The organism is Desulfosporosinus sp. FKA, assembly GCF_002196785.1.
GTDB classification, from domain to species: domain Bacteria; phylum Bacillota; class Desulfitobacteriia; order Desulfitobacteriales; family Desulfitobacteriaceae; genus Desulfosporosinus; species Desulfosporosinus acididurans.
In genome coordinates this window covers 203,252-228,530 of sequence record NZ_NAHZ01000032.1, presented here as the reverse complement: position 1 = coordinate 228,530, position 25,279 = coordinate 203,252, and the positions used below count along the sequence as shown (strand labels likewise).

19 protein-coding genes are annotated in these 25,279 nt (G+C 45.7%); all 19 read right to left on the bottom strand.

The annotated features are described in order from the left end of the window. Positions 1–99 precede the first annotated feature (99 nt). Positions 100–879, bottom strand: a complete 780-nt coding sequence (locus tag B5771_RS18035; RefSeq protein WP_088188767.1) for an alpha/beta fold hydrolase — start codon at positions 877–879, stop codon at positions 100–102. Between the two features lie 135 nt (positions 880–1,014). After that, positions 1,015–1,239 (bottom strand): preprotein translocase subunit SecG, encoded by a 225-nt coding sequence (secG, locus tag B5771_RS18030; RefSeq protein WP_047808851.1) that lies wholly within the window; start codon positions 1,237–1,239, stop codon positions 1,015–1,017. 118 nt (positions 1,240–1,357) lie between these two features. Continuing rightward, positions 1,358–2,641 carry a phosphopyruvate hydratase gene (gene eno / locus B5771_RS18025; protein ID WP_088188766.1) on the bottom strand — a complete coding sequence of 428 codons (1,284 nt, stop codon included), beginning with the start codon at positions 2,639–2,641 and terminating at the stop codon, positions 1,358–1,360. A 22-nt stretch (positions 2,642–2,663) separates the two neighbouring features. Continuing rightward, entirely contained in the window at positions 2,664–4,208 is a 1,545-nt protein-coding gene (gene gpmI, locus B5771_RS18020) for a 2,3-bisphosphoglycerate-independent phosphoglycerate mutase (protein WP_088188765.1), read from the bottom strand. 23 nt (positions 4,209–4,231) lie between these two features. Continuing rightward, the gene (gene tpiA, locus B5771_RS18015; RefSeq protein WP_088188764.1) at positions 4,232–4,996 is read right to left on the bottom strand and encodes a triose-phosphate isomerase; all 765 of its coding nucleotides are present in this window, start codon (positions 4,994–4,996) and stop codon (positions 4,232–4,234) included. 107 nt (positions 4,997–5,103) lie between these two features. After that, a complete protein-coding gene (locus B5771_RS18010) occupies positions 5,104–6,288 on the bottom strand; it encodes a phosphoglycerate kinase (protein WP_088188763.1) in 1,185 nt (394 codons plus the stop codon). Between the two features lie 228 nt (positions 6,289–6,516). Next, a complete protein-coding gene (locus B5771_RS18005) occupies positions 6,517–7,092 on the bottom strand; it encodes a glycerol-3-phosphate responsive antiterminator (RefSeq protein WP_047808856.1) in 576 nt (191 codons plus the stop codon). Positions 7,093–7,208: 116 nt separating this feature from the next. Beyond that, complete coding sequence (locus B5771_RS18000; RefSeq protein WP_088188762.1) at positions 7,209–8,456, bottom strand: anaerobic glycerol-3-phosphate dehydrogenase subunit C; 1,248 nt, start codon at positions 8,454–8,456, stop codon at positions 7,209–7,211. Positions 8,457–8,494: 38 nt separating this feature from the next. Further along, the gene (locus tag B5771_RS17995; protein WP_242966876.1) at positions 8,495–9,742 is read right to left on the bottom strand and encodes an FAD-binding protein; all 1,248 of its coding nucleotides are present in this window, start codon (positions 9,740–9,742) and stop codon (positions 8,495–8,497) included. Beyond that, entirely contained in the window at positions 9,739–11,358 is a 1,620-nt protein-coding gene (glpA, locus tag B5771_RS17990; RefSeq protein WP_088188760.1) for an anaerobic glycerol-3-phosphate dehydrogenase subunit GlpA, read from the bottom strand. Before glpA ends, B5771_RS17995 begins: the two co-directional genes overlap by 4 nt. Before the next feature lie 126 nt (positions 11,359–11,484). Next, positions 11,485–12,984 carry a glycerol kinase GlpK gene (gene glpK / locus B5771_RS17985; RefSeq protein ID WP_172408318.1) on the bottom strand — a complete coding sequence of 500 codons (1,500 nt, stop codon included), beginning with the start codon at positions 12,982–12,984 and terminating at the stop codon, positions 11,485–11,487. 505 nt (positions 12,985–13,489) lie between these two features. Beyond that, the gene (rpoN, locus tag B5771_RS17980; RefSeq protein ID WP_088188758.1) at positions 13,490–14,890 is read right to left on the bottom strand and encodes an RNA polymerase factor sigma-54; all 1,401 of its coding nucleotides are present in this window, start codon (positions 14,888–14,890) and stop codon (positions 13,490–13,492) included. Positions 14,891–14,940: 50 nt separating this feature from the next. Next, entirely contained in the window at positions 14,941–15,900 is a 960-nt protein-coding gene (gene whiA / locus B5771_RS17975; RefSeq protein ID WP_088188757.1) for a DNA-binding protein WhiA, read from the bottom strand. Between the two features lie 67 nt (positions 15,901–15,967). Further along, positions 15,968–17,341 (bottom strand): gluconeogenesis factor YvcK family protein, encoded by a 1,374-nt coding sequence (locus B5771_RS17970; protein WP_088188756.1) that lies wholly within the window; start codon positions 17,339–17,341, stop codon positions 15,968–15,970. Beyond that, positions 17,338–18,228, bottom strand: a complete 891-nt coding sequence (gene rapZ, locus B5771_RS17965) for an RNase adapter RapZ (RefSeq protein ID WP_088188755.1) — start codon at positions 18,226–18,228, stop codon at positions 17,338–17,340. Before rapZ ends, B5771_RS17970 begins: the two co-directional genes overlap by 4 nt. 34 nt (positions 18,229–18,262) lie before the next feature. Then, positions 18,263–19,444 carry an extracellular solute-binding protein gene (locus B5771_RS17960; protein ID WP_088188754.1) on the bottom strand — a complete coding sequence of 394 codons (1,182 nt, stop codon included), beginning with the start codon at positions 19,442–19,444 and terminating at the stop codon, positions 18,263–18,265. A 15-nt stretch (positions 19,445–19,459) separates the two neighbouring features. Continuing rightward, a complete protein-coding gene (locus B5771_RS17955) occupies positions 19,460–21,211 on the bottom strand; it encodes a B12-binding domain-containing radical SAM protein (RefSeq protein WP_088188753.1) in 1,752 nt (583 codons plus the stop codon). A 135-nt stretch (positions 21,212–21,346) separates the two neighbouring features. Then, entirely contained in the window at positions 21,347–22,345 is a 999-nt protein-coding gene (locus B5771_RS17950; protein WP_088188994.1) for an alpha-hydroxy-acid oxidizing protein, read from the bottom strand. 72 nt (positions 22,346–22,417) lie between these two features. Beyond that, positions 22,418–25,273 (bottom strand): excinuclease ABC subunit UvrA, encoded by a 2,856-nt coding sequence (gene uvrA / locus B5771_RS17945; protein WP_088188752.1) that lies wholly within the window; start codon positions 25,271–25,273, stop codon positions 22,418–22,420. Positions 25,274–25,279: the final 6 nt, after the last annotated feature.

Here is a 25,279-nt window from a genome sequence, read left to right as displayed (position 1 = left end):
TAGCATACAACAACTTATTATACAACAAATCATCCCAATTCCCTATTTTATCCATGCTCTAAGCATTTCATCTTTCCACTAAAACTACCAATAAAACCCTTATAGAAACTCATTATATCTTTGAAGAAACTCATGAACCTTGAGGACAACGTCGTCTCGTTCAGTCCCCAGCGTCAAGATATGTCCGGAATGTTCCCAATAAAGCACTTCGGGTTCACAAGCCTGGATGCTCTTACGAATCATTTGAACACTGGCTGGGTCAACGGTGAAATCTTTTCGGCTTTGCATCAATAAGGCCGGGCATTTTATATGTTTAAGTTCGCGGCGAACTTTGTGAATGGCTTTGTTCAAGGATATCAGAGAATCGATAGGAATTTTATCGTAGACAAAACGTTCCGGTTTTAATTGAGTTACCCGAGAATCCGAAGGAACTTGGCCAGCAATAGGTGACTTTGGTTTTGTTACAAATTTTCGGAAGGGACGGATCAAGCGTACATACCGTGTTCTTCGGTCAGCCAGCAGCATCGGTGAATTCATAGATACCAGGCCATCAACTAAATCTAGTGTTGCCAAATGCAGAGCTAATAACCCGCCCATTGAAAGTCCCATTCCGATTACCTTGGAACATGTCTTTCTTAACTCAGTTACACCTGCTTCTGCATCACTGACCCAATCCTCCCACCGTGTTTTCGCCATTTCTTCCGGCGTGGTCCCGTGCCCTGAAAGTCGAATTCCCAGAACTGTCCAGCCGAGGGCAGCCAATCGCTCGCCTAAATAACGCATTTCAGAAGGCGATCCTGAAAAACCATGAATAAGCAAACAGCCTACAGGATTTCCCGGAAAATAAAATGGATCCACCAACCGTTTCTGCGGTTTCACTCGATCCCCTCCTGTCTAAATTTACCACACAAAACATAGCACGAAAGGGGCACCTCATATGAAGTGTCCCTTATGTATCATAACTATAGCGCAGTTCGGACTTTGGAACGAATCATCAAGGCCAAACTCCTCTTGTTACTGAAGCATTGCTAATCCCAGCGAGCTTAAAAGAAAGACAGCAGCCAAGACAGCTGTAACTTTAGCAAGTAATTCATCCATGCCCTTCTTTTTTCCAAAAATGGATTCGCCGGCACCAGAGATTGCTCCGGACAGCCCCGCACTTCTTCCCGATTGGAGAAGGACAGTGGCAATCAATCCTATAGAACTAAGCACTAAAACCACGATCAAAGCAATTTTCAAGTAAACACCCCCCCAATACAACACTCTGCTGTATCGTCACCGTAAATAGTCAGTAGGACTATTTTAGCACAAGCAGCCTGAAAACTCAACAAACATAAAAGGATGTTGGCCGGAGTAATTACTTGCTTCTGGCAAGGGCTTTTCTGCCACGATAGATGGCACTGTCCCCAAGCTCTTCTTCAATGCGGAGCAGTTCGTTATATTTTGCAACCCGTTCTGTTCGTGCCGGAGCCCCGGTTTTAATCATGCCGGCATTGACTGCGACTGCAATATGGGCTAAGGTAACATCTTCGGTCTCACCGGAACGGTGGGAGACAACTGCAGTATACCCTGCCCTTTTAGCCATTTCGATGGCATCTAATGTTTCAGTGAGAGTTCCGATTTGATTAACTTTAATCAAAATAGAGTTGGCACATTTTGCTTCAATTCCACGTTCTAAACGAGCAGGATTTGTGACAAATAAATCGTCGCCAACGAGCTGAACCCGATCCCCTAAACGCTGGGTTAATTTAGCCCAGCCTTCCCAGTCTTCTTCGGCAAGGCCGTCTTCGATGGAGACAATAGGGTAACGGTTGATTAGGCCTTCATAGTAGTCAATCATTTCTACAGAGCTCTTGGTTAGACCTTCTCCGGCTAGATGATAAGCCCCGTTGTCATAAATTTCAGTAGCCGCTACATCCAGTGCCAAGGCTATTTGTTCGCCGGGAACAAACCCAGCCCTTTGAATGGCGTCCATGATGCAAAGCAAGGCATCCTCATTGGATTCCAAACTCGGTGCAAATCCGCCTTCATCGCCAATTGATGTGGCCAGGGACTTTTCTTTAAGGACAGATTTCAAACTATGATAGACTTCTGTACCCATACGCAGAGCTTCAGCAAAGCTCGATGCTCCCACGGGCATAATCATAAATTCCTGAATATCCACATTATTGTCCGCATGCTTCCCGCCGTTGAGGATATTCATCATGGGAACGGGAAGTTCTTTGGCGTTGACTCCGCCCAAATATTGATAGAGTGGCAGACCTAAGGATTCTGCTCCGGCTTTGGCCGCAGCTAATGATACCCCAAGGATCGCATTAGCGCCTAGTTTGCCTTTGTTTTCTGTACCGTCAAGTTCCTTGAGCAATTGGTCAAGACCCGGTTGATCAAAGGGAGATAGTCCCTCGACTTCTGGAGCAATCACGGAGTTGACATTATCGACCGCTTGCAGAACACCTTTTCCCATAAAACGAGCCTTATCGCCGTCACGAAGTTCCACAGCTTCAAAAGCCCCTGTCGAAGCACCTGAAGGAACAGCAGCTCGGCCCATAATGCCATCAGCTAAAACAACATCCACTTCTACAGTCGGGTTGCCGCGGGAATCAAGAATCTCCCGGGCATAAACATCGGTAATCACACTCATTGAAAAATCCCCCTTATTCTTATTAAGACCTCAGTAATGATTTCCCCGTCATTTCCTTGGGTTGGGGAACCTGAAGTATTTCCAAAATAGTTGGTGCCACATCGCATAGGGCTCCGCCTTCACGCAGAGCGGCACTCTTCAATTGGTCACTGACCAAAATGAACGGTACCAGATTTGTGGAATGAGCCGTTAGGGGAAGATTTGTCTCAGGATCTATCTTCTCTTCGGCATTTCCGTGATCTGCCGTCACGAGCAGTGTTCCGCCCATGCTGTGCAATTCAGCCTCGATCTGTCCCAGACATTGATCGACGGTTTCCACCGCCTTTACCGTTGCCTCGAAAACACCGGTATGTCCGACCATATCCGGATTAGCGAAGTTCAGAATGATTACATCGTAGGCCTTCTTTCTGAGTTCACCAAGAAGTGTTTTGGTGACTTCCGGAGCGCTCATTTCCGGCTGAAGATTATAGGTTGCAACTTTGGGCGACGGTATTAGAATTCGCTCTTCACCCGGATCAGGTTCTTCGATTCCGCCGTTAAAAAAGAAAGTTACGTGGGCGTACTTTTCAGTCTCAGCAATTCTCAATTGTTTATGCCCCAGTTTGGAAAGGACTTCACCCAGAGTATTCTTCAAGTCTTGCTGGGGAAAAGCAATGGGAGCCGGAATCGTGTCGTCATATTGTGTCATACACACATAATTTACATGGGGACGATTCGGCCTCTCAAAACCTGCGAATTCCTCGTCCACAAAAGCCCTGGTAATTTCCCGCGCTCGGTCAGAGCGGAAATTATAAAAGAGCACACTGTCTCCTTCTTGAATTAAGCCTACAGGCTTTTCATCATCCCCAAGAATTACCGTGGGAAGTACAAACTCATCGGTTACACGCATATCATAAGAATTTTCTACTGCTGCAAGAGCACTGGGAGCAAATTTTCCTTGGCCGTAAACCAAGGCTTGATAGCCCTTTTCCAAACGTTCCCAGCGTTTATCCCGATCCATCAGGTAATAACGCCCGCTTACTGAAGCAATTTGTCCAATGCCCAGTTCTTTAATCTTTTCCTCAAGCTGGGCAATGTATTCTTTGGCACTCTGGGGCAAGACATCTCGACCGTCAAGAATGACATGAATAAACACCTTCTTTAAACCTTCTTTTTTAGCCATCTCGAGAAGTGCAAATAAATGTTCAATATGAGAATGCACTCCGCCATTAGACAGCAAGCCCATCAGATGAAAGGCCTGATTATGAAGGCGGGCAGATTTCATAGCCTCTATGAGAACAGGATTCTCAAAAAGTGTTTTGTCCTTGACGGCTTTAAAGATACGGGTTAATTCCTGATAAACAACTCTCCCCGCTCCCAAGTTCAAATGTCCTACTTCCGAGTTGCCCATTTGACCATTGGGTAATCCCACCGCTTCCCCTGACGCCTGAAGCAGAGTATGAGGATAATCCTTTTCCAAACGCCGAAAATTGGGCAAGTTCGCTTGAGCAATGGCATTCCCCTCTCGGGTTGCGCGATATCCCCAGCCATCAAGAATCATCAGCAATAGTGGTTTGTCAGTACTCATTTCTAGTTTCCTTCCACGCGTGCCTAAACTGAAGCAGCGTTATGTATTAATTTGGCAAATCCCTGAGGATCAAGGCTAGCCCCTCCGACGAGTGCCCCGTCAACATCGGATTCCGACAATAATTCGGCAATATTGTCCGCCTTAACACTTCCTCCATAAAGAATCGGCACCTTTTCGGAAGCTGCTCCCATGAACTCGGCAAGTGTGGAACGTATGGCGGCACACATTTCTTGAGCATCTTGACTCGAAGCCGTTTTCCCCGTTCCAATAGCCCAGATAGGTTCATAAGCAATAACAACCCGGCTAAGATCTTCCGGAGAAATACCTTCCAAGGCCTTAGACACCTGACCCTGCACTCGTTCAACAGCTTTTCCCTCTTCACGAATGCTGAGATTTTCTCCTACGCAAAGAATAGGAGTCAGCCCTGCAGCCAAGGCCTTGCGGACCTTCTTGGCAATAGTTTCGTCGGTTTCGCCAAACATTTCTCTGCGCTCGGAGTGTCCTAAGATTACGTAAGTACAAGCAGCTTCTAACAGCATCTGGGCCGATATTTCACCTGTATAGGCACCTTGATCAGCCCAGGACATATTTTGTGCCCCTAAATGGACAATACTTTCTTCCATTTCATTTTTAAGGGAATAGAGGGCAGTAAAGGGAGCACAGAGAACAATATCAAGAGCAGTGACATCTTTAATTTCCTCTAAAAACGTTACAGCATAATCTTCAGCTTCCTTTACGGTTTTAAACATTTTCCAGTTACCCGCAATGACAGGTCTTCGCTTTACCACAGTGCAATTCCTCCCGCAATCAATTGAAACTTTGTCTCCTAGTTCTTAATAAAATTTATACGATGTGATCTTTCTAAAAAGCAAAAGGTTCAGCCGCAATTCATCCTTTATGCGTCCTGTAAGGCCGCAACACCTGGCAAAACTTTCCCTTCTAAAAATTCGAGAGATGCTCCCCCGCCTGTAGAAATATGCGTCATCCGCTCTGCCACACCGGTCTTTTCAACAGCCGCTACAGAGTCTCCGCCCCCAACAATCGTAGTACCTTGACAATCTGCAACAGCCTTAGCCACTCGTTCAGTTCCTTTAGCAAAAGCTTCCATCTCAAAAACTCCCATTGGACCGTTCCAAACAACGGTTTGGGCTGAAGAAATGATAGTACTAAACCGTTCAGCACTTGCCGGACCGATATCCAAGGCCATTTCGTCATCCTGAATATCTGATAAAGCAGCTATACGATGTGAGGCCTCAGCGGCAAATTCCTTAGCTGCAACAACATCAATAGGCAATTCTAAAGCGACGCCTTTGCTCTTGGCCTTCTCGATCAGTTGTTTCGCCAGCTCGAGCTTATCCTCTTCCAGCAAGGATTTACCGACCTTATAACCCTGGGCTTTGAGAAAGGTGTTAGCCATTCCTCCGCCGATAATCAAGGCATTAACCTTAGCCAAGAGATTTTCGATAACTCCGATCTTATCACTTACTTTCGCTCCGCCGATAATTGCCACAAAGGGGCGCTCAGGTCGTTCCAAAGCATTCCCCATGAACTCTACTTCTTTTTGCATCAGCAGCCCTGCCACCGCAGGAATATAGTGAGTGACTCCCTCCGTCGAAGCATGAGCACGATGTGCTGTTCCAAAGGCATCATTGACGAAGATATCTGCCAAGGAAGCCATCTCACGAGCAAACTCTGGATCATTCTTTTCTTCTTCTTTGTGGAAACGAACGTTTTCCAACAAAAGAACTTGACCATCTTGTAACTTATCGACAGCCTCTTTAGCCGCTTCCCCAATACAATCTTGAACCAGGACGACATTTTGTCCCAGTCGTTCGCTCAATCGTTTAGCAACAGGCGCCAAAGAATATTTCGCATTGACCTGGCCCTTGGGGCGTCCCAAATGAGAAGCAAGGATGACACGGGCTCCCTCTTTAACGAGATATTCAACGGTGGGGAGAGAAGCACGTATGCGCGTATCATCTGTTATCTGCCCTTGCTCGTCTAACGGCACATTAAAATCCGCCCGAACTAATACTCGCTTTCCCTTAACAGCGGCATCTTTAACGCTTTTCTTGTTCATACAAAAATCCCCTTTCTTAGGCACAAGGGTTTGGTGTTTCTCAGTGTTTTATATAACTTCAATAATATATCTTAGTATACCGAGAAAAGAAACTTCCTACTCTCCCAAACTCCAAGTTTATAAAACTATTGATGGTATCTTCTCCAGAAGAGTTTCAAATTTAATAGTTCATTAAAACTTTAAATTCTTCGTTAAAACATGAGATTCCTGCCTGACTTTACTAAAACCTCAGTCAAAGCTCATATCCCATAAATGGCGCAAGCTTGTAGAAACAGCATCAATTCCCTTTGCTAAAGCAGTCGTAACGTCTTCTTCAGTTCTTAATAATCCTCCGCCAAGAACGGGTATCCCCAAGGAATCTTTCATTTCCTGGATAACAAAGCGCGGGATCGTGGCCGGTAAAATTTCCACGGCATTTGGTTTGACAGCGGCAGCCATTTTTATCCCTGTTTTAACAGACTCCGAATCTAAAACAAACAGGCGCTGAATCACCACCATACCTTCGTCAAGCGCATATTTAACTAAGTTTGGCTTCGTCGTGACAAGACCGCGCAGTCCCATTCTCGCCAACAAATGTATCCCCGCCTTGTCCTTTCCGGCACCTTCCAGCATGTCAAGATGGACCATCAAAACTTTATTATCACCATGAACCTTTTTCACAATGGAAGGCAGGAGATTAATGTTCGCACCTAAAAGAAAGATAGCGCTGATATTGGGATGAAGCATGGCTTCACTTAAATCCTCGACTCTCCGAATTGTTGCACCAACCCTTTTTCCCTTCATAACAGTACTTAAAAAATCCATGTTACTATCCCCCAAGGTTTAATTAATTAACTTATTCATTATCAAATCAAAACCCGCAACAGTCTTTGATTATATCACAAGCCAAGGATTAAACTATACTCTTTGCTGCCCCAAGCTTATTCGAGTATTATCTTATATGCTTTTGCCAAAATACGCAAAGGGTGTTTCGTAGGAATAGAAGTACCATGTTGAATTTGAACTTTACAAACCCCGCATTCCGTTAACATTTCCTGAAAGTCTCCTCGTTCAACTCCGACATTGACCGCCTCAAAAAGGGGGTTTCCAATTTTCATTGCCTTATCATACTTTTCAGCTTTAAATCCATAACTCCCGGATAAGCCGCAGCATCCGGCATCAAGATTGCGTATTTTAACGCCGGGGATTAAGCGTAAAATGCGCAAAGCAGGAGTTCCGATCCCTTGAGCTTTTAAGTGGCACGGGAGATGGTAGCCAAAACAAGCTTTGACCTCTTGAAAGTCCAGAGGCAATTCTCGCTTTTCGTAAAGCTGCCATAAAAATTCGAACAAATCATAGGTCTGAGCCCCAATCATCTGAGCCCCCGGTGCCGATAGCTTAGGATAGTCTTCTTTCAAGGTCAGACCGCAGCTGGTACAGGAGGTTATAACAGGCACGCCTGCCTCCAGATAGGGGCGCATTAATTCCAAGTTATAAAGTCCGTTCTTACGGGCCTTGTCGAACTGGCCATTAGCTTCTAACGGCAAACCACAACAGTGAAAATTAGGCACAATAGTTTTATAGCCAAGATGCTCTAAAACTTTGATCATGATTCGGCCTGTATCTCCTTCATTATAACGCGTATAACAACCTGGGAAGTAGATTACTTGCTTACCGAACGCGCCTCCAGCTCTTCCGCCCTTATCCTCAATTACTTCTAAAGGTCTTCCATAAGCAGGCAAGGGACTTTTTTGACTGACCGCAAGTCCTTTGTCAAGGGCCCACCGTACTAAATTTAGTTTCAAGGCTTGATTGGCCATCCCAGGCCATAAAACCCCGAGCTTGCCAAGATATTCTGCCCGGCCCAGAACATATCCTCTTAAGCGTAATTTGAGGCTGGGCAGCGTTTTATGGGGCCCTTTACGGGCTGCCCTCCGGGCTTCAAGGATCATCTCCGTTATTTTTACCCCTGAGGGGCAGGTTACTTCACAAGTTTTGCAATTTGAGCAATCATCCAAAGTTGTCTCCCCTGGAATAAACTGCCCCCTGCGGAATCGTTCCATATCCGGTCCTAAACCTTTCGGTCCCGGAAAATGAGGATTTACTTTGGCCACTGGGCACTGAGCCGTACATACATTACATTTTTGACAAGCATCCAACCGTGCCGTCAATTCATTTCTTACATCCATTGTCAAGGATCCTCCTTTCCGTCTCAAGTGGATAGGCCCTATATAATTTCAGCTGCAGCGCAGCCTGAGGTTACCGATACACCTCCGCCGCAGCGTTGAGTCCAGGGATCCCAATGGGCCAGCATTCTTCCCACGACATGGACATTATCCCAGATAACTTGTCCTTGATTCGTGTCCAAGGGACGCAGATAGCTATCCGTTTCTACGCCAATTTGGGCAAATGGCTGGGAAGCAAAGAACTGGGAAGTGCTCCATTCCTGGGGCACATATAAGGGCAAATCAAAAACGTCTTCTTGAATCAATTTTCTTTCTATGCCCACTTTAATTCCGCCGCCTAAGAGTCCGCCGGTAGCCAGAATGAACTTCTTGGCTTTTAAGTGCAAAACTTTACCCATACTCTGGACTATTATTTCCTGACAGGACTTAGGAGGCTTAGCCGACACCTGCTCTCCAGTCAGAGCAGCCACGCGCGCTCCAATCATTAATTCACCGCCCAAATCCGTAAATTGATGCTTTAAATATTCCGCAAAGTAACGGCCATGCGGACTTGGTAGAAAGGAACTCATTTCTATGACCGGCAAGGAATAATCCTGCACGTAAGTTTTAGTACGCGAAGCATCAAAGTACTCGTTTACCAGACTGGGCAAAACCACAGCGATTCTTCCCGATCTGCTGCCTGCTCCTTGATATTCTCGTTTAATCGTCTCAATTTCCTGGGCGAGAAGGTTTTGCCCCTCCTTTGATCTCCAGATAGCCGCATAATCAATACCGGATGCACTCTTGCCCATTCTTTGCCATTCTGCAAAACTTTCCGCGTGTACTCTCTTTACATTCACTTGCCATCTGGGAAATTCGCGAACCAGGTTCGACTCTACAATTTCCGGAAAGAAATCCTTCAATCCTTCAGGCACTAATAGTACGAAGGTCCCCTGTTCCTGATAATCCGGCAGAACCATGCCGCGGGGCATAAGATCACCTTGGCGGGCTGTTCCCAATACCGTTAAAGCATACTGGGACCTGTTTGTTTCTATATATTCCGGGCATAGCTCTTGGATAAAGCGTTTGCCGCGATCAATTGTCTCAGCATCAAATAAGGAATAAGGGTGTTTCGGCAAATGGCGCAAACCCTCCACATCTCCATAATCAAAAATCCCTGAGAAATAATAGAGTGTACCGACTCCTTCTGTCACAATAAGCACCTTTTTGCCCCGTTGTGCGGCACGAATTCCTGCTGTCCAACCTGCTAAACCGCCCCCCACCACTATGGCATCCCACATTTTGCTCATTCCTCACTTTCAACTGCCTTAAAATCCAAAACGTTTAAATACAAAGCCCGTGCCAATTCGCTCTCACGCAGCTGATCTCCCCAAAGCACCGGGGTTATCCCCCGCCAGCGTTCACTTAATAAAATCCGATATTCTTTCAGGGTTCTCTCCCAACTGCCAAAGGTATCTTTAAGCATAGGCGTCGAGCGATAGGTACAATAGGTTCCTTGACAGGTCCCCATTCCCAGCCTTGTCTTACGGCGCAGATCATCAAGGGAATGAACCGCAGGATCTTGGAGTGCATGGAGGACTTCGGCCTGTGTGACCATTTCACATTCACAGATAAATTGTCCAAGTTCAGGCTGTTTTTCGATGGCCGCTATGACAGAAGCAGCTTCTTCGTTCAAACGTTCCATCATCTTATCCGCAGCTGCAGCTCCTAGCAGTTGGCGCGCCTTATTCCAGACGTCTGCCGGGAGTTCATGATGCAAAGGCTCCTCAGCTGTGCGGCAAGCGGTTGTAACATTTAATCTGGCGGCCGCCCAATCCGTCACTTTTTCAGCCATTAAGCGATAGGTCGTTAATTTACCGCCCACTATACTAACCAGCCCGTGAACTCCGTCTCTTTTTTCATGGTCAATGAGAGCAAAGTTGCGGCTTACCCCTCGTCCTTCATGCTCTGAGGCATCTTCACTTTCATACAAGGGACGAATGCCTGCAAAGGCACGCAAAACACGGTGCTGTTCAATTTCTTCCGCAAGATCTTTGCCCATTTCCAACAAATACGAAACATCTTGTTCTCTAACCTGATTGTCATCTGGCAGATCGACCATCTGTGAGGTCGTCCCCAAGATGGTTACGGTTTCATGAGGTACAAAGATATCCCCATCACCCGGAGTTCGCAAACGATTAATTACTCGATTGAACATCCGTTGATTAAACACTAGGAGTGAACCTTTATTTTTCAGCATATGGACATCAAAACCAGACATAGCAGCAATCTCAGCCGACCAAGGACCTGCGGCATTGACGACAATTTTGCTGCGGACTTGAATCATTTCCCCGGTAATGAGATCCTCGGCGTACACACCTTTGATGTCTTTATTCTCTAGCCACAGGGATTTTACTTTGCAATACGTACGATACGTTCCTCCGTATTTTTCTGCTGATTTCACATTGGCCCATAACAGTTTAAAACCGTCGACCGTAGCATCCGGCACTTCAAAAACCCGTGCTGTTTGTCGTGATAATAAAGGTTCAAGGCGAAAGGCCTCTTCAAGAGGAACCTCCTTCACAGGTATTCCAGCTTGATCGCATCCTTGAAGCCATAACTGTAAATAGCCCGGATCATCCTCTTTTAAATATACAAACCAGCCGGAGGTATCTTCGATACAATGAGCCGCAATCTGTTTCACAATTCTATTTTCCTCGATACACTCTTGGGCTGCTTTACCATCTTTAACTGCATAGCGCGCACCGCTGTGCAAAAGTCCATGAAAGCGTGAACTTGTCCCATGTGCCAGATCTCCTTGTTCTAATAAAAGCGCTGGAATACCACGCATACTCAGGTCCCTCAATATTCCAACCCCTGTCGCTCCTCCGCCGATTACCACAACTTGGGTCTCAATCTCACACATCCATAGCTCCTCCTTGCCAGAAATTAAGAGCCACCAAAGAAACCGTTGTTTCGCAATGGCCTCTTTGGTGGCTTCACTTATTCTCAAGCCGCCTTATCTATTCTTATCAGAGTTTACAAGCACAGCTCAGTCTTCTTCCCAATCTTTTGTCCGCTCAACGGCTTTTAGCCAGCCCTTGTACAATTTCTCTCTCTTTTCAGCTTCTATTGCAGGCTCGAAACGCTGATTCAGCAGCCAGCGGCTTGCCAATTCCTCTTTGCTCTTCCAAAAACCCACCGCTAAACCGGCAAGGTAGGCAGCGCCCAGGGCTGTCGTCTCGATGATTTCCGGTCTGTCAACCTTTGTTCCTAAGATATCTGCTTGGAACTGCATGAGCAAATTATTGGCCACTGCACCGCCGTCAACTTTCAAGGATTTTAAGGAAATACCGGAATCGGCTTCCATTGATCCCAGAACATCTTTGGTTTGATAGGCCAGGGAATCAAGAGCCGCGCGAATAATATGGGACTTTGTGGTTCCGCGAGTAAGCCCAAAGATTCCGCCTCTGGCGCGCATATTCCAATAGGGAGCGCCTAAGCCCACGAAAGCAGGGACAAAATAAACTCCATCAGTGTCTTTAACCTTCTTGGCAAAATACTCGGAGTCAGGGGCAACGTCAATCATCTTCAGACCGTCTCGCAGCCATTGAATCGCTGCTCCGGCAATAAAGATACTTCCTTCTAAGGCATATTCGACTTTACCGTCAATCCCCCAAGCAATCGTGGTCAATAAACCGTGTTTGGAAACATGAATTTTACTTCCCGTATTCATAAGCATAAAGCAGCCTGTTCCATAGGTGTTTTTCGCATCTCCAGGCTCATAGCATGCTTGTCCAAACAAAGCAGCTTGCTGATCGCCGGCCACACCGGCAATAGGAATCTCACAACCCAAGAAGACTCCGGCATCAGTATGACCATAGACTTCGCTGGAATTTCGCACCTCTGGCAGCATTTCCTTGGGAACATCCAGCATTTTGAGTAATTCCTGATCCCATTGCAATTCACGAATATTATACATCATCGTTCGAGAGGCATTGGAATAATCCGTAACATGGACCTTTCCGCCCGTGAGCTTCCAGATCAGCCAGGTATCTGTTGTCCCAAACAACAAATCGCCTATTTCGGCTTTAGCACGAGCTCCTTCAACATGATCCAAAATCCATTTTACCTTAGTTCCGGAAAAATAGGCGTCAACCACCAGGCCTGTTTTTTTCCGAACCATTTCTTCGCAGCCCTTCGCCTTTATATCGTCGCAAATGGCAGTCGTTCTGCGGCACTGCCAGACAATGGCGTTGTAAACCGGCTTACCGGTATTTTTATCCCAAACCACCGTTGTTTCACGTTGATTCGTTATGCCGATCGAAGCTATTTCATCGACTTTTATACCTGTTTTGGCAACGAGTTCAGCAATTACCCCGTATTGCGTACTCCATATCTCTTCCGGATCATGTTCAACCCAACCTGCTTTAGGGTAAATCTGGGTGAACTCCTTTTGAGTTATTCCCACAATTTTACTTTCCCGGTCAAATAGGATTGCTCTGCAGCTCGTAGTCCCTTGGTCAAGAGCCATGACATATTTCTTCACTATAATAATAAGGCCTCCTCTTCTAATTATAGTTAAGTTTTTATGAGTTTCCAGCCAAAGTATATGATTTTCCTTTTCCAAGTATCGGGAATAGTATGAAAGCAATTCTAGGGGCAAGGTACCTATGAACAGAGAATTTAGGCAAAATCCCTAATTATTGAAGTATTCTTAACCTATTAAAAAAACAAAAAGCCCAATTATACTAGTCATTCATTAAAACAACTAATATAATTCGGCTTCTCTGATACTCTGCCACATATTGGATTATCTGATTAACTTTCAAATTCATGACACCATTCTATGACATCATTCTATCGTTGCTATTAGTCTATTCTTTCTCTTAGCGTTTTTCAAGACTAAAATAATAAAATTTCCAATAATTCTTATTCCTTTGCCCAATCGTAAGACTCCCAAATCTACAAGTGAGAGTGATTCCCATACCTTGCTTCACTCTCCTATACTAGAAATATTAACATTGTCCTTTTGTTCAATTCAGAAAGAACTTATATTAATATCGTTTTCTTACTGTAGCCGTAGGTATCCCCAACTCATCTCGATACTTGGCTACCGTCCGCCTGGAAATTTCCATATTTTTAGCTTTAAGCAGATCCGCTAATTTCTGATCAGAGTAAGGGCTCTTAGGATTTTCCGCAGAAATAATCTCTCTCAGGGCGAGCTTAATCTCCCCCGTTGTGATATTTGACTCGCTGCTATGCCCACGCCCCATGCCGTTGGCAAAGAAAAATTTAAATTCGTAAATTCCTCGCGGCGTCTGAACGTATTTATGAGAGGTTGCCCGGCTGACCGTCGACTCGTGGACCCCGATTTCCTCAGCAATATCCCTTAAGGTAAGTGGTTTCAGACGGTGAATACCATAGCGCAAAAAGTCAGTTTGCCATTTCACAATAGCATTAGCAACTTTATAGAGTGTTAAGCGCCGCTGCTCAATGCTGCGAATCAACCAGGCAGCTGCGTTTAGTTTTTGCTCGACAAACTTGCGGGTATCCGTTTCTTCCTCATGGCTTAAAGCTTCGCGGTAGGCTTTATTAATCCCAAGGCGAGGAACAGTAACATCATTAACCAAAATAATAAACTCTCCGCCAATCTCTTCAATGACAACGTCGGGAACAATATAGCGCACATCTCCAGGACCAGAAAAACGCAGACCAGGCTTAGGGTCTAATTTTCGAATCATATCTGCAAGTTCCTGAACACGAGTAATTGACAGTTTCAGAGCATGGGCAATCTTTTGCAGACGTCCTGCCGCCAAATCTTCAAGATACTTTAATAATTCAGACAGTTCAGCAGGACAATCGGGAATGAGCGGGAGCTGAAGTCTCAGACATTCTTCAAGGTTGCGCGCTCCTACGCCTAATGGGTCCAAAGTTTGCACGACCGCCAAAGCCTTTTCCGCTGTTTCCAGAGAAACATGAGTCTCCCGAGCTATATCTTCCAAGGTCAAGGTCAAACCGCCATTATCATTAAGATTCCCAACAATATACTCAGCAACGTTTAAAGGAGCCGAAATCTTTTGAACATGAAGTTGTTCCAGCAAATGTTCCTGAAGGGTCGGTGCAGCAGATATAAAAGGATCAAATCGCTGCTTTTCGTCAGGAGTTACCCGTTCTTGCCGGGGACGATTTTCATCTTGATCATGGAAATAATCCTGCCAATCCACATCCCATTTATTGTCTAAAGGACTTTCTTCCGCACTATTTTGCTCAGATTCTCCTTTAACATCCGAATTTTCTTCCTGTGTTTCCAGTAAGGGGTTTTCTAACAGCTGTTCCTCAACATATGTGGACAATTCAAGTGCGGACAATTGCAAAATTGTAATCGCCTGTCGCAATTCCGGAGTCATAATTAGTTTTTGAGTCTGCTCTAAACTTAAGCCATATCCTAACCGCACCTAATCCCCCCATCTCCTCTAAATGTCACGGGATCGTTATTCAAAATATTTTAAACCATAAGCTTAGAATTTCCTGTCTTTTCGTTCCTAATTCGCTCGGCTAATTCTTCGATTTTGCGCATCCGATGATTAACGCCTGATTTGCCGACTTTAGGCTGGAGCATTTCGCCAAGTTCTTTTAAACTGGCATCTGTATATTCCAGACGCAGTTCAGCCATACCCCTAAGGGTAGGTGGCAAGGCCTGAAGTCCAATTGTATTTTGAATAAGCTGAATATTTTCCAGCTGTCTTACGGCAGCATCAACAATTTTATCCAGGTTTGCCGTTTCGCAATTGACAAGACGGTTAACTTGATTGCGAACATCTTTAAGAACCCGGACATTTTCAAATTCCAAGAGAGCGTGATGTGCTCCAATAAAGCCGAGGAACTCCACAATTCGTTCACTTTCTTTAATATAAACAACATACCAATGCTTCCGCATACTAACTTTAGCCCCTAATTTAAAGCAATTAACCAACTGACATAATGCTTGGGCATGTTCTTCGTCATTGCTGACGATTTCCAGGTGATACGTTCCTTCAGGATTATTAATGGAACCTCCGGCCAAAAAAGCCCCGCGCAAATAAGCCCTTTGATCACAGCGCTTTTTGATTAAATCCGGCGAAATGCCATGGTATATTTGCCCATCTTCATTAAGTAAGCCGAGACTCTGTAAGTCTTCTGTTCCCCGGGGATAAATTCGAACCATATAGGAATTATTCTTGCGCAGCCTTAATTTACGCCGGACGACGATATCTACGGGTCTCTTCAGGACATCTTTCGCTAAGCGATAGATTTTGCGGGCTACAGGCGCACTTTCCGTGATAACATTCAGAGTGTATTGTTGATGAGCACTAATTTGAAGGGTACCATCCATGCGAACTAAAGCAGCTAATTCTGCCAGCTCACAACACACTTTTTTTTCGGACAAACGTGCCAACTCTTCTTTGGTTACAGCACTAAAGGACAATGCTAAGCCCTCCTTTATCGTGGTTTGAACACCAGGATAGAAGCTTGACTCACATAATTCAATACTTTTATGAATTTTTACGGAGCTTCTGGGATAATAAATAAGCATCGACAAGTGCAATACGTTCACCCATAGGTTTTAAGCGAAACAGCAAACGGATGAGTTCTTTAGCCAGAAGATCAGGATCATGACGGACGACATTTCTCTCCTGAACAAGGTTAGCTTCAAAATACCTTGCACCTAACCGTTCCACTTCTTTAGGATCCGTGACTACAGGAGCAGCCTCTTCCTCAACGTATCGCTGCAAAATTGAGGCTGTAATTTCTCCTTTGGTTGCCAATACTGCATCCACAAAACCAGGTCCGCAGTGATCCAAGATTGCTTTCAAATGATCAGACACACTGTAGCCATCAGTTTCCCCTTTTTCGGTCATAACATTGCAGACGTAAACACAGGGCGCATTGACCTTTCGAATTTGATCGCGAAGACCGTTAACTAAGAGATTAGGCAAAACGCTGGTATAAAGGCTTCCGGGACCTAAAACGATAAGATCGGCCTCTTCCAAAGCTCGTAAAGCACCAGGTAAAGGAGTACAGTTACTGGGATCTAAAGAAACTCGGCAGATCTTACCATCAGTTTCCCGCACAGATGTCTCGCCCCTTATATGTCGCCCGTCTTCAAAATCGGCCATTAACTCAACTTGTTCCAAGGTTGAAGGAAAAACCTTGCCGCGCAGGGCAAAAACTTTGCTGACTCGTTCAATTCCCTTCTGAAAATCGCCAAAGGTATCGGTCAGCCCTGCCAAAAGCAAGTTTCCCAGGCTATGGCCTTCGAGAGTCCCACTTTCAAAGCGGTAGGAAAACAAGGTATCCATAATATCCTCGGTGTCGGCGAGGGCCACTAAACAGTTTCGCACATCACCCGGCGGCTGAATACCCATCTCCTCACGTAAACGGCCGGAACTTCCGCCATCATCTGAAACTGTTACGATGGCTGTAAGATTGCGCGTGTAGTGTTTTAAACCGCGCAGAAGCGATGACAGCCCTGTTCCCCCACCTACAACGACAATCTTGGGCCCCCTCATTAAATGTTGCCGAGCATAAATAACATCAACAATTTTACCTTCGTTTCCCGGTAAAACACCGGAAATAATCGAATACAACATGCGCTTAAAACCGATAGCAATTGCTAAAACTCCAAGGGCACTTATAATCAAACCTGTCGGTATTGCTACGTGTTGAGTGCTTCCTGTAAGATGATAAATTATTTCCCGAAATTGCAATTCCGCATATCCCAAGGCCACTCCATCATTCATAACGGCAAAGCCTGTAGCAAATAGAAAAATTCCAAAGACTGCTACTAGGAACCATCGTTTCACTTTCAAATTTGGGTAAAGCCATTTCAGATATTGAACAATCTTATCATGTCTTACACTTCTCATCGAGGGATTCCGCCCTTCCGATTTTTTGCGGCATCCCGATGTTTTATACTAATTGCATAATTGCGTTCCCTTAAAAATTGCCCAACCCGTTCAGCGATGGCCACGGAACGGTGCTGCCCGCCTGTACAGCCGATACCGATGACTAAATGAGTTTTTCCTTCTTTCACATAGTTAGGAAGAATATATTCGAGCAAGGCTAAATATTTTTCCATAAATTCTTGAGCCATTTGATTGCCGAAAACATAATCCTGCACTAACTTATCCTCGCCAGTCAAAGGACGCAATAATTCCACATAAAACGGGTTAGGCAAAAACCTCACATCCATCAGCAAATCAGCATCGAGAGGTGTTCCGTATTTAAAGCCAAAGGAAATTACAGATACCGCCATTTGCCTGCCTTGCCCTTTGGCAAAGCGTTCGGCCACCTTTGCACGAAGCTGCGAGGCTGTTAAATCGGAAGTGTCAATAATTTCATCAGCTCGGATCCTTAACTCTTCAAGCTGCTGACGTTCTGCCTGAATCCCGTCTAAGACTCTTCCTTGAGGTGACAGGGGATGACGACGGCGAGATTCCTTATAGCGCCTGATCAAGGTTTTATCCGCAGCATCCAAAAAGAGGACTTGAAGATGAAACCCTTCTTTCTCCAAATTAGTTAATGCTTCACTCAGTGAAGAAAAGAATTCCCCTCCCCGCAAGTCGCAAACAATAGCCGCTTTGGAAACCTTGCCGCGAGATTGAGCACACAACTCAGCAAATTTGACCAAGAAGGTTGGCGGCAAATTGTCGACACAAAAAAACCCTTGATCTTCAAGACTCTGCATGGCCTGAGTTCTTCCAGCCCCGGACAAGCCAGTAATTACAATGATTTCCAACCCCTCTTTATCCATTCCTTTCACCCCCTCTGCATAGTTATATCTTCATTTAAGAACTTTTCGTTAAAGCTTTTAAGGCTTGGGTCTGAGCATTTGTCAAAGCATCCTGCGGACTGAGACTTCCCGCCAAAGCACTGCTCCAGGCTGTATCCTGAAGAGAAATCAAGTTCCACTCCTGAGCACTGCCCGACAGGACCCAGGCTTTTGCAAAAGCTTGATAAGCTTGGGGATAAACTCCTGTTTGAGCTTCGGGTAACTTATAATAGGCCATATTCGCCGGCAGAAGGGATCCTGCCTTGACAAGAGCTCCCTCAGCCTCAGGCTGCAGAAGTCCCTTTTCAACGATCTGGATCTCCGGGCCAAGATCTTTTGTCATGATCGCAGAATTCGCAATCCCGAAAGTTAAACCTAAAAGGGGCTCTCCCTGACCCCCCGTTAAATCAGCCAGAGGAATACATCCCCAGGGGACTTTCTGCTGATTTAAAAGTGCTGCCTGGCTCGCTCCGGCAATCACATAGGGAGTTTTACCATTTGCAAAGGCAGACATAGCCTGCGGATCAATTCTCAGTGTCTTTGCGCTTTGCCAAGCTATTAGCTTCTGTAAAAACGCAAGATTACTTGGATCATCCAGAGATGGCTTCCCGGCATTCATCAACTTTCCGCCTTGTCCATTCCACCAAGCGGAAAGGGTCCCAGTATCCGCCGCAAGGACAGAAGTGCCTCCTTGGGATGAAAAGAGGCTGGCAAGAGTACTAGGAGCACTTACCATATCTGTTCTGTAATAAAGCAGAGGAACATCTGTTAACCAAGGTAAGGCATACTGGGTATCCCCAAAGCGAAAACCGGCCGAAGCAGCTGGAAAACTTTCTTGATCAGAATAGGCCGTCTTGGCTAAGGTTCCCTGACTATAGAGCTGGCGAATAACCTCTCGTCGGGCAATGAAAATTTCCGGTCCTTCTCCGCCTGCTTCAGCCTGATAAGAAAAAGATGCAAACTTCTCTTCGGGAATATATTTAAGTTTAACGATCACCTCTGGATGAGCTTTCATGATTGCCTCAGTCTGGGCCTGTAAGGCGTCTGCCTGGGCCCCGAGGAGGGAATGCCAAACTTCGATGACGGCGGGAGCCGGACCGCCGGGCTGTCCTGTCTGAGGCGCCTGGGCGCAGCCAATAACTAAGAAAATAATGATAAGCAAACAGAAAATACTGCGGGGTAGAGTACGGGAAATCATGGCTCTGCACTCCATTCATACTTGATAGCGATAAATCCTAGCCTTGCCCTGCTGATAAAGGAAGAGGAACCAGCCCGGACCAGATTCACCCTCTTTTAACACATCTGTCTCGAAATAGGCCACGGCTGTGTTACGATTCCACTGGCGACGATCCATGGCTGCAAACTCAGGAACTACATTGGCCCAGCAGCCATCTCGCTGAATCTCTTCGCCGGTGCTCTTTGCTTCCCCGCCGTTGGTCCATTCTCCCTGCCCTTCACTTCTGACAAAATAGTCAGGCAGCGTCTTGGGACGTTCCCATAAATAATAGTCGAAACGCAAAGCATCCAGAAACGCTCTCCGGCTCACCCTTTGAGATTGAGCCCATTCTATAAACTCCCACAATTTATCAAATAATGCTTTACCCGGCCATAAGCGCTGAAACCAACCTTTTTTCTCCCAATACTCGGCCAATTCATGATAGAAGTCAAAGGCCGAAGGAAACATGTGAAGGGCTTCACGCAATGAGTGAACGAACTTCCCTGAATTATAATATTTGTCAAGAACCTCTTCCATACGCTGCAATTGAAGCATTTCTTCATGCGCTAAGACAGCTGTTTCTAATATAGTATATGGAGGCTCAGGGTTAAACAGAAGACCATACTTTTGGCTGTTCAGACGCAGGCCAGATCCTTTGAGGACTTTCAGAAATCCCAATTGAAGCATATCTGGTTTGACTGCATAAACGTCATTGAAGGAATTCCGGAAATTCGACCAGTTTTCGAGAGGCAGGCCGGCAATCAAATCGAGGTGCAAAGGAATTTTCAATTTCTGCATAATAGGTACATACTTTTTCCAAGCATCGAAGTTTTGATGCCGGGCAACTATTTCTAATGTTGGTTGGTAGGTGGACTGAACACCAATTTCCAGTTGAATCAAACCTGGAGGATAATTCTTGAAATAATCCATCCATTCGTCATCTAAAAGATCCCCTGCTATTTCACAGTGAACCCGCACCTGACTGGATAATCCCAGAGAGCAGCACTCGTCGCGGACAATATTTAAAATTTCAAAAGCATGTCGTTTATGGGCATTAAAGGTCCGGTCAACAAACTTAATTGTACGCGCACCTTGGCTTAAAAGACGGCGAAACATTCGGCGAAACCCTTCGGGCTCCAAATAACGAACACCTTGGAAGGTGGAGGACAGACAATACTGGCAGGAAAAAGGACAGCCTCGAGTCGTTTCAACATATACAATTCGACCGGAAAAATCCTCTTCATCTGCATAGGGAAAAGGAAGTTCATTCAAATTAAGTGATTTCCGACTGGGAGGATTAACAATCACTTTCGCATTATGGTTCCAGGCTAAGCCCTCAACCTGCGAAAGGTCCTCTCCCTTCTGCCAAGCTAAAAGCAAGTCATTAAAAGATTTCTCACCTTCACCAAGAATTACGGCATCCACTTCCTGATGAGCGCTTAACAGGTCTTCGACGTCAAAGGATACCTCCGGACCTCCAAGTACAAAGCGGACATCAGGGCAAACGGGATGCAGCTGCCTAACGACACTCAGGACTTCCTTGATGTTCCAAATATAACATGAGAAGCCAATGACATCAGCTCTGGTTTCATAAATTTCCCCGGCAATACGCTCAAGGCGATCATTAATACTATATTCCCGCAAAATTACATCCGAAGTTACGGAGCGCAAAAGTCCTTCTTTCAAATAACGAAGGGCCAAATTAGTATGGACATATTTTGCATTAAGTGCCACCAAGAGAACACGCAAATAAAATCCCCCTTCGCCCTAAGTATAGCGTTTTAAACCTTTTAATGCAATTCATGTGCCAGAATGCACGAGGGCCTTCCATTCATTATATTAATGGAAGGCCCTCGTACATTCTGCTATGCTAGTTTCCTATTTTTAAAAGATGACGTCCATACTGATATCATTCAGGGAAGCACATCCTGTCAAGATCATAGCTTGTTTCAATTCGTTTGTCATCCTGCGAACAGTTAAGGCTACTCCCTCAGCGCCTCCGCCATAAGCAGCAATGACAAGAGGACGTCCAATCAGGACTGCATCCGCTCCAAGTGCCAGCATCTTTAAGACATCAACCCCTGATCGAATTCCCCCGTCAACGAGAACGGCAATTCGTCCATCGACAGCTGCCGCAATTTCCGGCAGAGTCTCTGCCGTTCCCGGAGTATGATCAATCATTCGTCCCCCGTGATTAGAAACAACAATTCCCGCCGCACCGGCTTCAATTGCCAATTCTGCTTCATCAACAGTCATAATTCCCTTAAGAATCACCGGCAGCCTCGTACTGGATATAATCAATTTCAGATCATCCAGCGGCTTAGGGCCTACAGCCATAGTAATCAAACCTGCAGCGTCAACATCCATACCAACGGCAACAACGTTCGCTTCCTCAGCACGCTTAAGACATTTAATGACTTCTTCAGGCTCTCTGGGTTTTGTGAAAGGTATACCGCGTCCTTGAAATTTAGCGATTTGATCCACACCACTGTTATACAGGGCTACGTCCGGGCCGTCACCGGTTGTTCCCAAAGATCCTTCATCTTGACAACCTCGAAGAATAGCCTCCGCCCATTCCTCTTCGTTCAAGGCCCCGCCCATATTGAACTTATTGCCGGTAATCGGGGCGGCAATGATCGGGGTAGTCAATTCTTGGCCAAAAAGCTCCAGCTTTGTATTGGGATTTTTCGCCCCATGGAGTGTCCTTAAATTTATCCGATAAGCGGCCAGGGCTTCAACGTTATTCTTAAAGGAAGCACCGGTGCCGGCACCGCCCATCCCCGGAACTTCTCCGACACAAGCTTTGCCATTACATTCAGGACAAACTCGGCAATATCCCTTAAGTTTTTCACGGGCGGCTTCGCGAACTGTCTTCATCGTCATTTTCATTACTCATACCCCACATTCCCTAATAATATAAGCCTGAGGCCCCAATATATAGTTTAAAATTCTCCATTAGGAATTAATAATCTTAGCTAGATCCTCCGCCTGCGCCCGCGAAAGAAAACGTCCGAGATATTGTCCCGTATAGGATGAAGGGAAAGCAGCCACTTCCTCAGGCGTCCCTGTAATAACAACTTCGCCTCCTTTATCGCCTCCTTCAGGTCCAAGGTCGATAAGCCAATCGGCAGTTTTTATTACATCGAGATTATGCTCAATAATTAGTACAGTATCTCCAGCGTCCACTAAACGATGCAGGACTTGGAGAAGCTTGTCAATATCCGCCATGTGTAGTCCGGTAGTAGGTTCATCAAGAATATAGATGGTTTTTCCCGTACTGCGCCGGCTCAGTTCTGTGGCTAGTTTAATGCGTTGAGCTTCTCCTCCGGATAAGGTTGTCGCGGGCTGTCCTAAATGAATATACCCGAGCCCGACATCCTGAAGGGTTTGAAGTTTCCTGGAGATTTTAGGAACGGCCTGGAAAAACTCTACGGCCTCATCTACGGTCATATCCAGAACTTGAGAAATGCTTTTCCCTTTATAGCGAACTTCAAGGGTTTCCCGGTTGTATCGCTTTCCTTCGCAAACTTCACAAGGAACATAGACGTCGGGGAGAAAATGCATCTCAATCTTAATAATTCCATCTCCGTGACACGCTTCACAGCGTCCGCCTTTAACGTTAAAACTAAACCGACCCGGTTTATAACCTCTCATCTTAGCTTCAGGAGTCAAGGAGAACAGCTCGCGTATCAGATCAAAAACACCTGTATACGTTGCCGGATTGGAACGGGGGGTTCGTCCGATAGGAGATTGGTCAATATCAATAATCTTATCCAGGTGCTCCAATCCCGCCAAACTGTCGAAAGCACCAGGGCGCTTCCGAGCTCCGTTCAGCTTTGCAGCCAAGCCTTTATAAATGATCTCATTAACCAGAGTACTCTTTCCCGACCCGGAAACCCCGGTAACACAAGTCAAAAGCCCCAAAGGAATCCTTACATTAATGGTTTTGAGATTGTTTTCCCGAGCCCCGAATACTTCCAACCATTTACCATTAGTTTCTCGCCGCTTCTCCGGTACGGGGATTTGTTTTTCCCCGCATAAATACTGGCCCGTTACGGACTTCTTATTGGCCTTAATTTGCTGCATTGTTCCCTCAGCGACTACATAACCGCCGTGGGCCCCGGCCCCCGGGCCAATGTCAATAATATGATCAGCTTCAAGCATTGTGTCTTCATCGTGTTCGACAACAATTAAGGTATTTCCTAAGTCCCTTAAGTGTTTTAGGGTGGAAAGCAGCCTGGCATTGTCCCGTTGATGAAGCCCGATACTTGGTTCATCCAGGACATAAAGCACACCCATAAGGCTTGATCCAATTTGGGTGGCAAGGCGAATTCGCTGAGCTTCTCCGCCGGAGAGCGTACCTGCGGAACGAGCCATGGTAAGGTAGTCTAATCCCACATTAATCAGAAAGCCTAATCTCTCTCTGATTTCCTTTAAGATTTGATGAGCGATCGTTTCTTCTTTCGGCGTTAATGTCAAATGATTAATAAAGTCAATGGCCTCCGTAATGGAAAGCCGGGATAAATCATCAATGGAAATCCCGCCCACCTTTACTGCCAAGGCTTCAGGTTTTAAGCGTTTTCCCTGACAGTCAGGACAAGGCCGTTCCGTCATATAACTTTCGATTTCGGTACGTACCATGTCAGAGGTGGATTCCCGATATCGACGTTCAAACAATGGGACTAGCCCTTCGAAGTTTGAATGATAGGTTTTTAACTGTTCAAAAATATTGTGGTATTGAAAGCGAATAGGTGTTTCTGTGCCATAGAGCAGACCCTGCCATTGTTTTTCAGAGAGATCCTGCAGTGGAGTATCCATCTTAAAGCCGAGATTCTGAGCCGCGGCCTCCATCATTTTGGGATAGTAGGTCGAGGTCGATTTGGCCCAGGGCGCTATGGCGCCTTCGGACAAGGATTTAGAACGGTCCGGGATAATCAAGTCAATATCCACGACCAAATTAGCACCTAAACCCGTACAGGTGGGGCAGGCACCATAAGGGCTGTTAAAGGAAAAAAGCCGGGGCGAAATTTCCTCCAATGCTATACCGCAGTCAGGACAGGCAAAATTTTCACTAAACAGCAGTTCGTCTCCCTCCGTGACATCGATAATAACATTTCCTTCGCCAAGTTTAAGTGCCGTCTCTAAAGAATCCGCCAAACGTTCAGCGCTCTCAGATTTAAGAATTATTCTGTCAATCACGACTTCAATTGAATGTTTTTTGTTTTTCACTAATTTGATTTCTTCACTCAAATCATGAATTTCGCCGTCAACTCGGACTCGCACATATCCGGCTTTGCGGGCCTCCTCAAAAACTTTAAGATGTTCTCCTTTTTTCCCTTTGACCAAAGGAGCCAAAACTTGAAGTTTCGTTCGCTCCGGCAGCCCCAAAATCTGATCTACCATTTGTTGAACAGTTTGCTGTGAAATTTCACGTCCGCATTTTGGACAGTGGGGGTGACCTATACGAGCATATAACAAACGCAAATAATCCGAAACTTCCGTTGCCGTTCCCACCGTTGAACGGGGATTTCGATTCGTTGTTTTCTGATCAATGGAAATTGCCGGCGAAAGGCCCTCGATGGAATCGACATCCGGCTTGTCCATTTGCCCTAAAAACTGCCGGGCGTAGGCAGAAAGAGATTCTACATATCTCCGCTGACCTTCAGCATAGATCGTATCAAAAGCCAGCGACGATTTTCCGGAACCAGACAAGCCGGTAATTACAACCAGTTTGTCCCGGGGGATATCAATATTAATATTCTTCAAATTATGGGCGCGTGCTCCACGCACACGCAAGTATTCTTGGCTCATGATTGC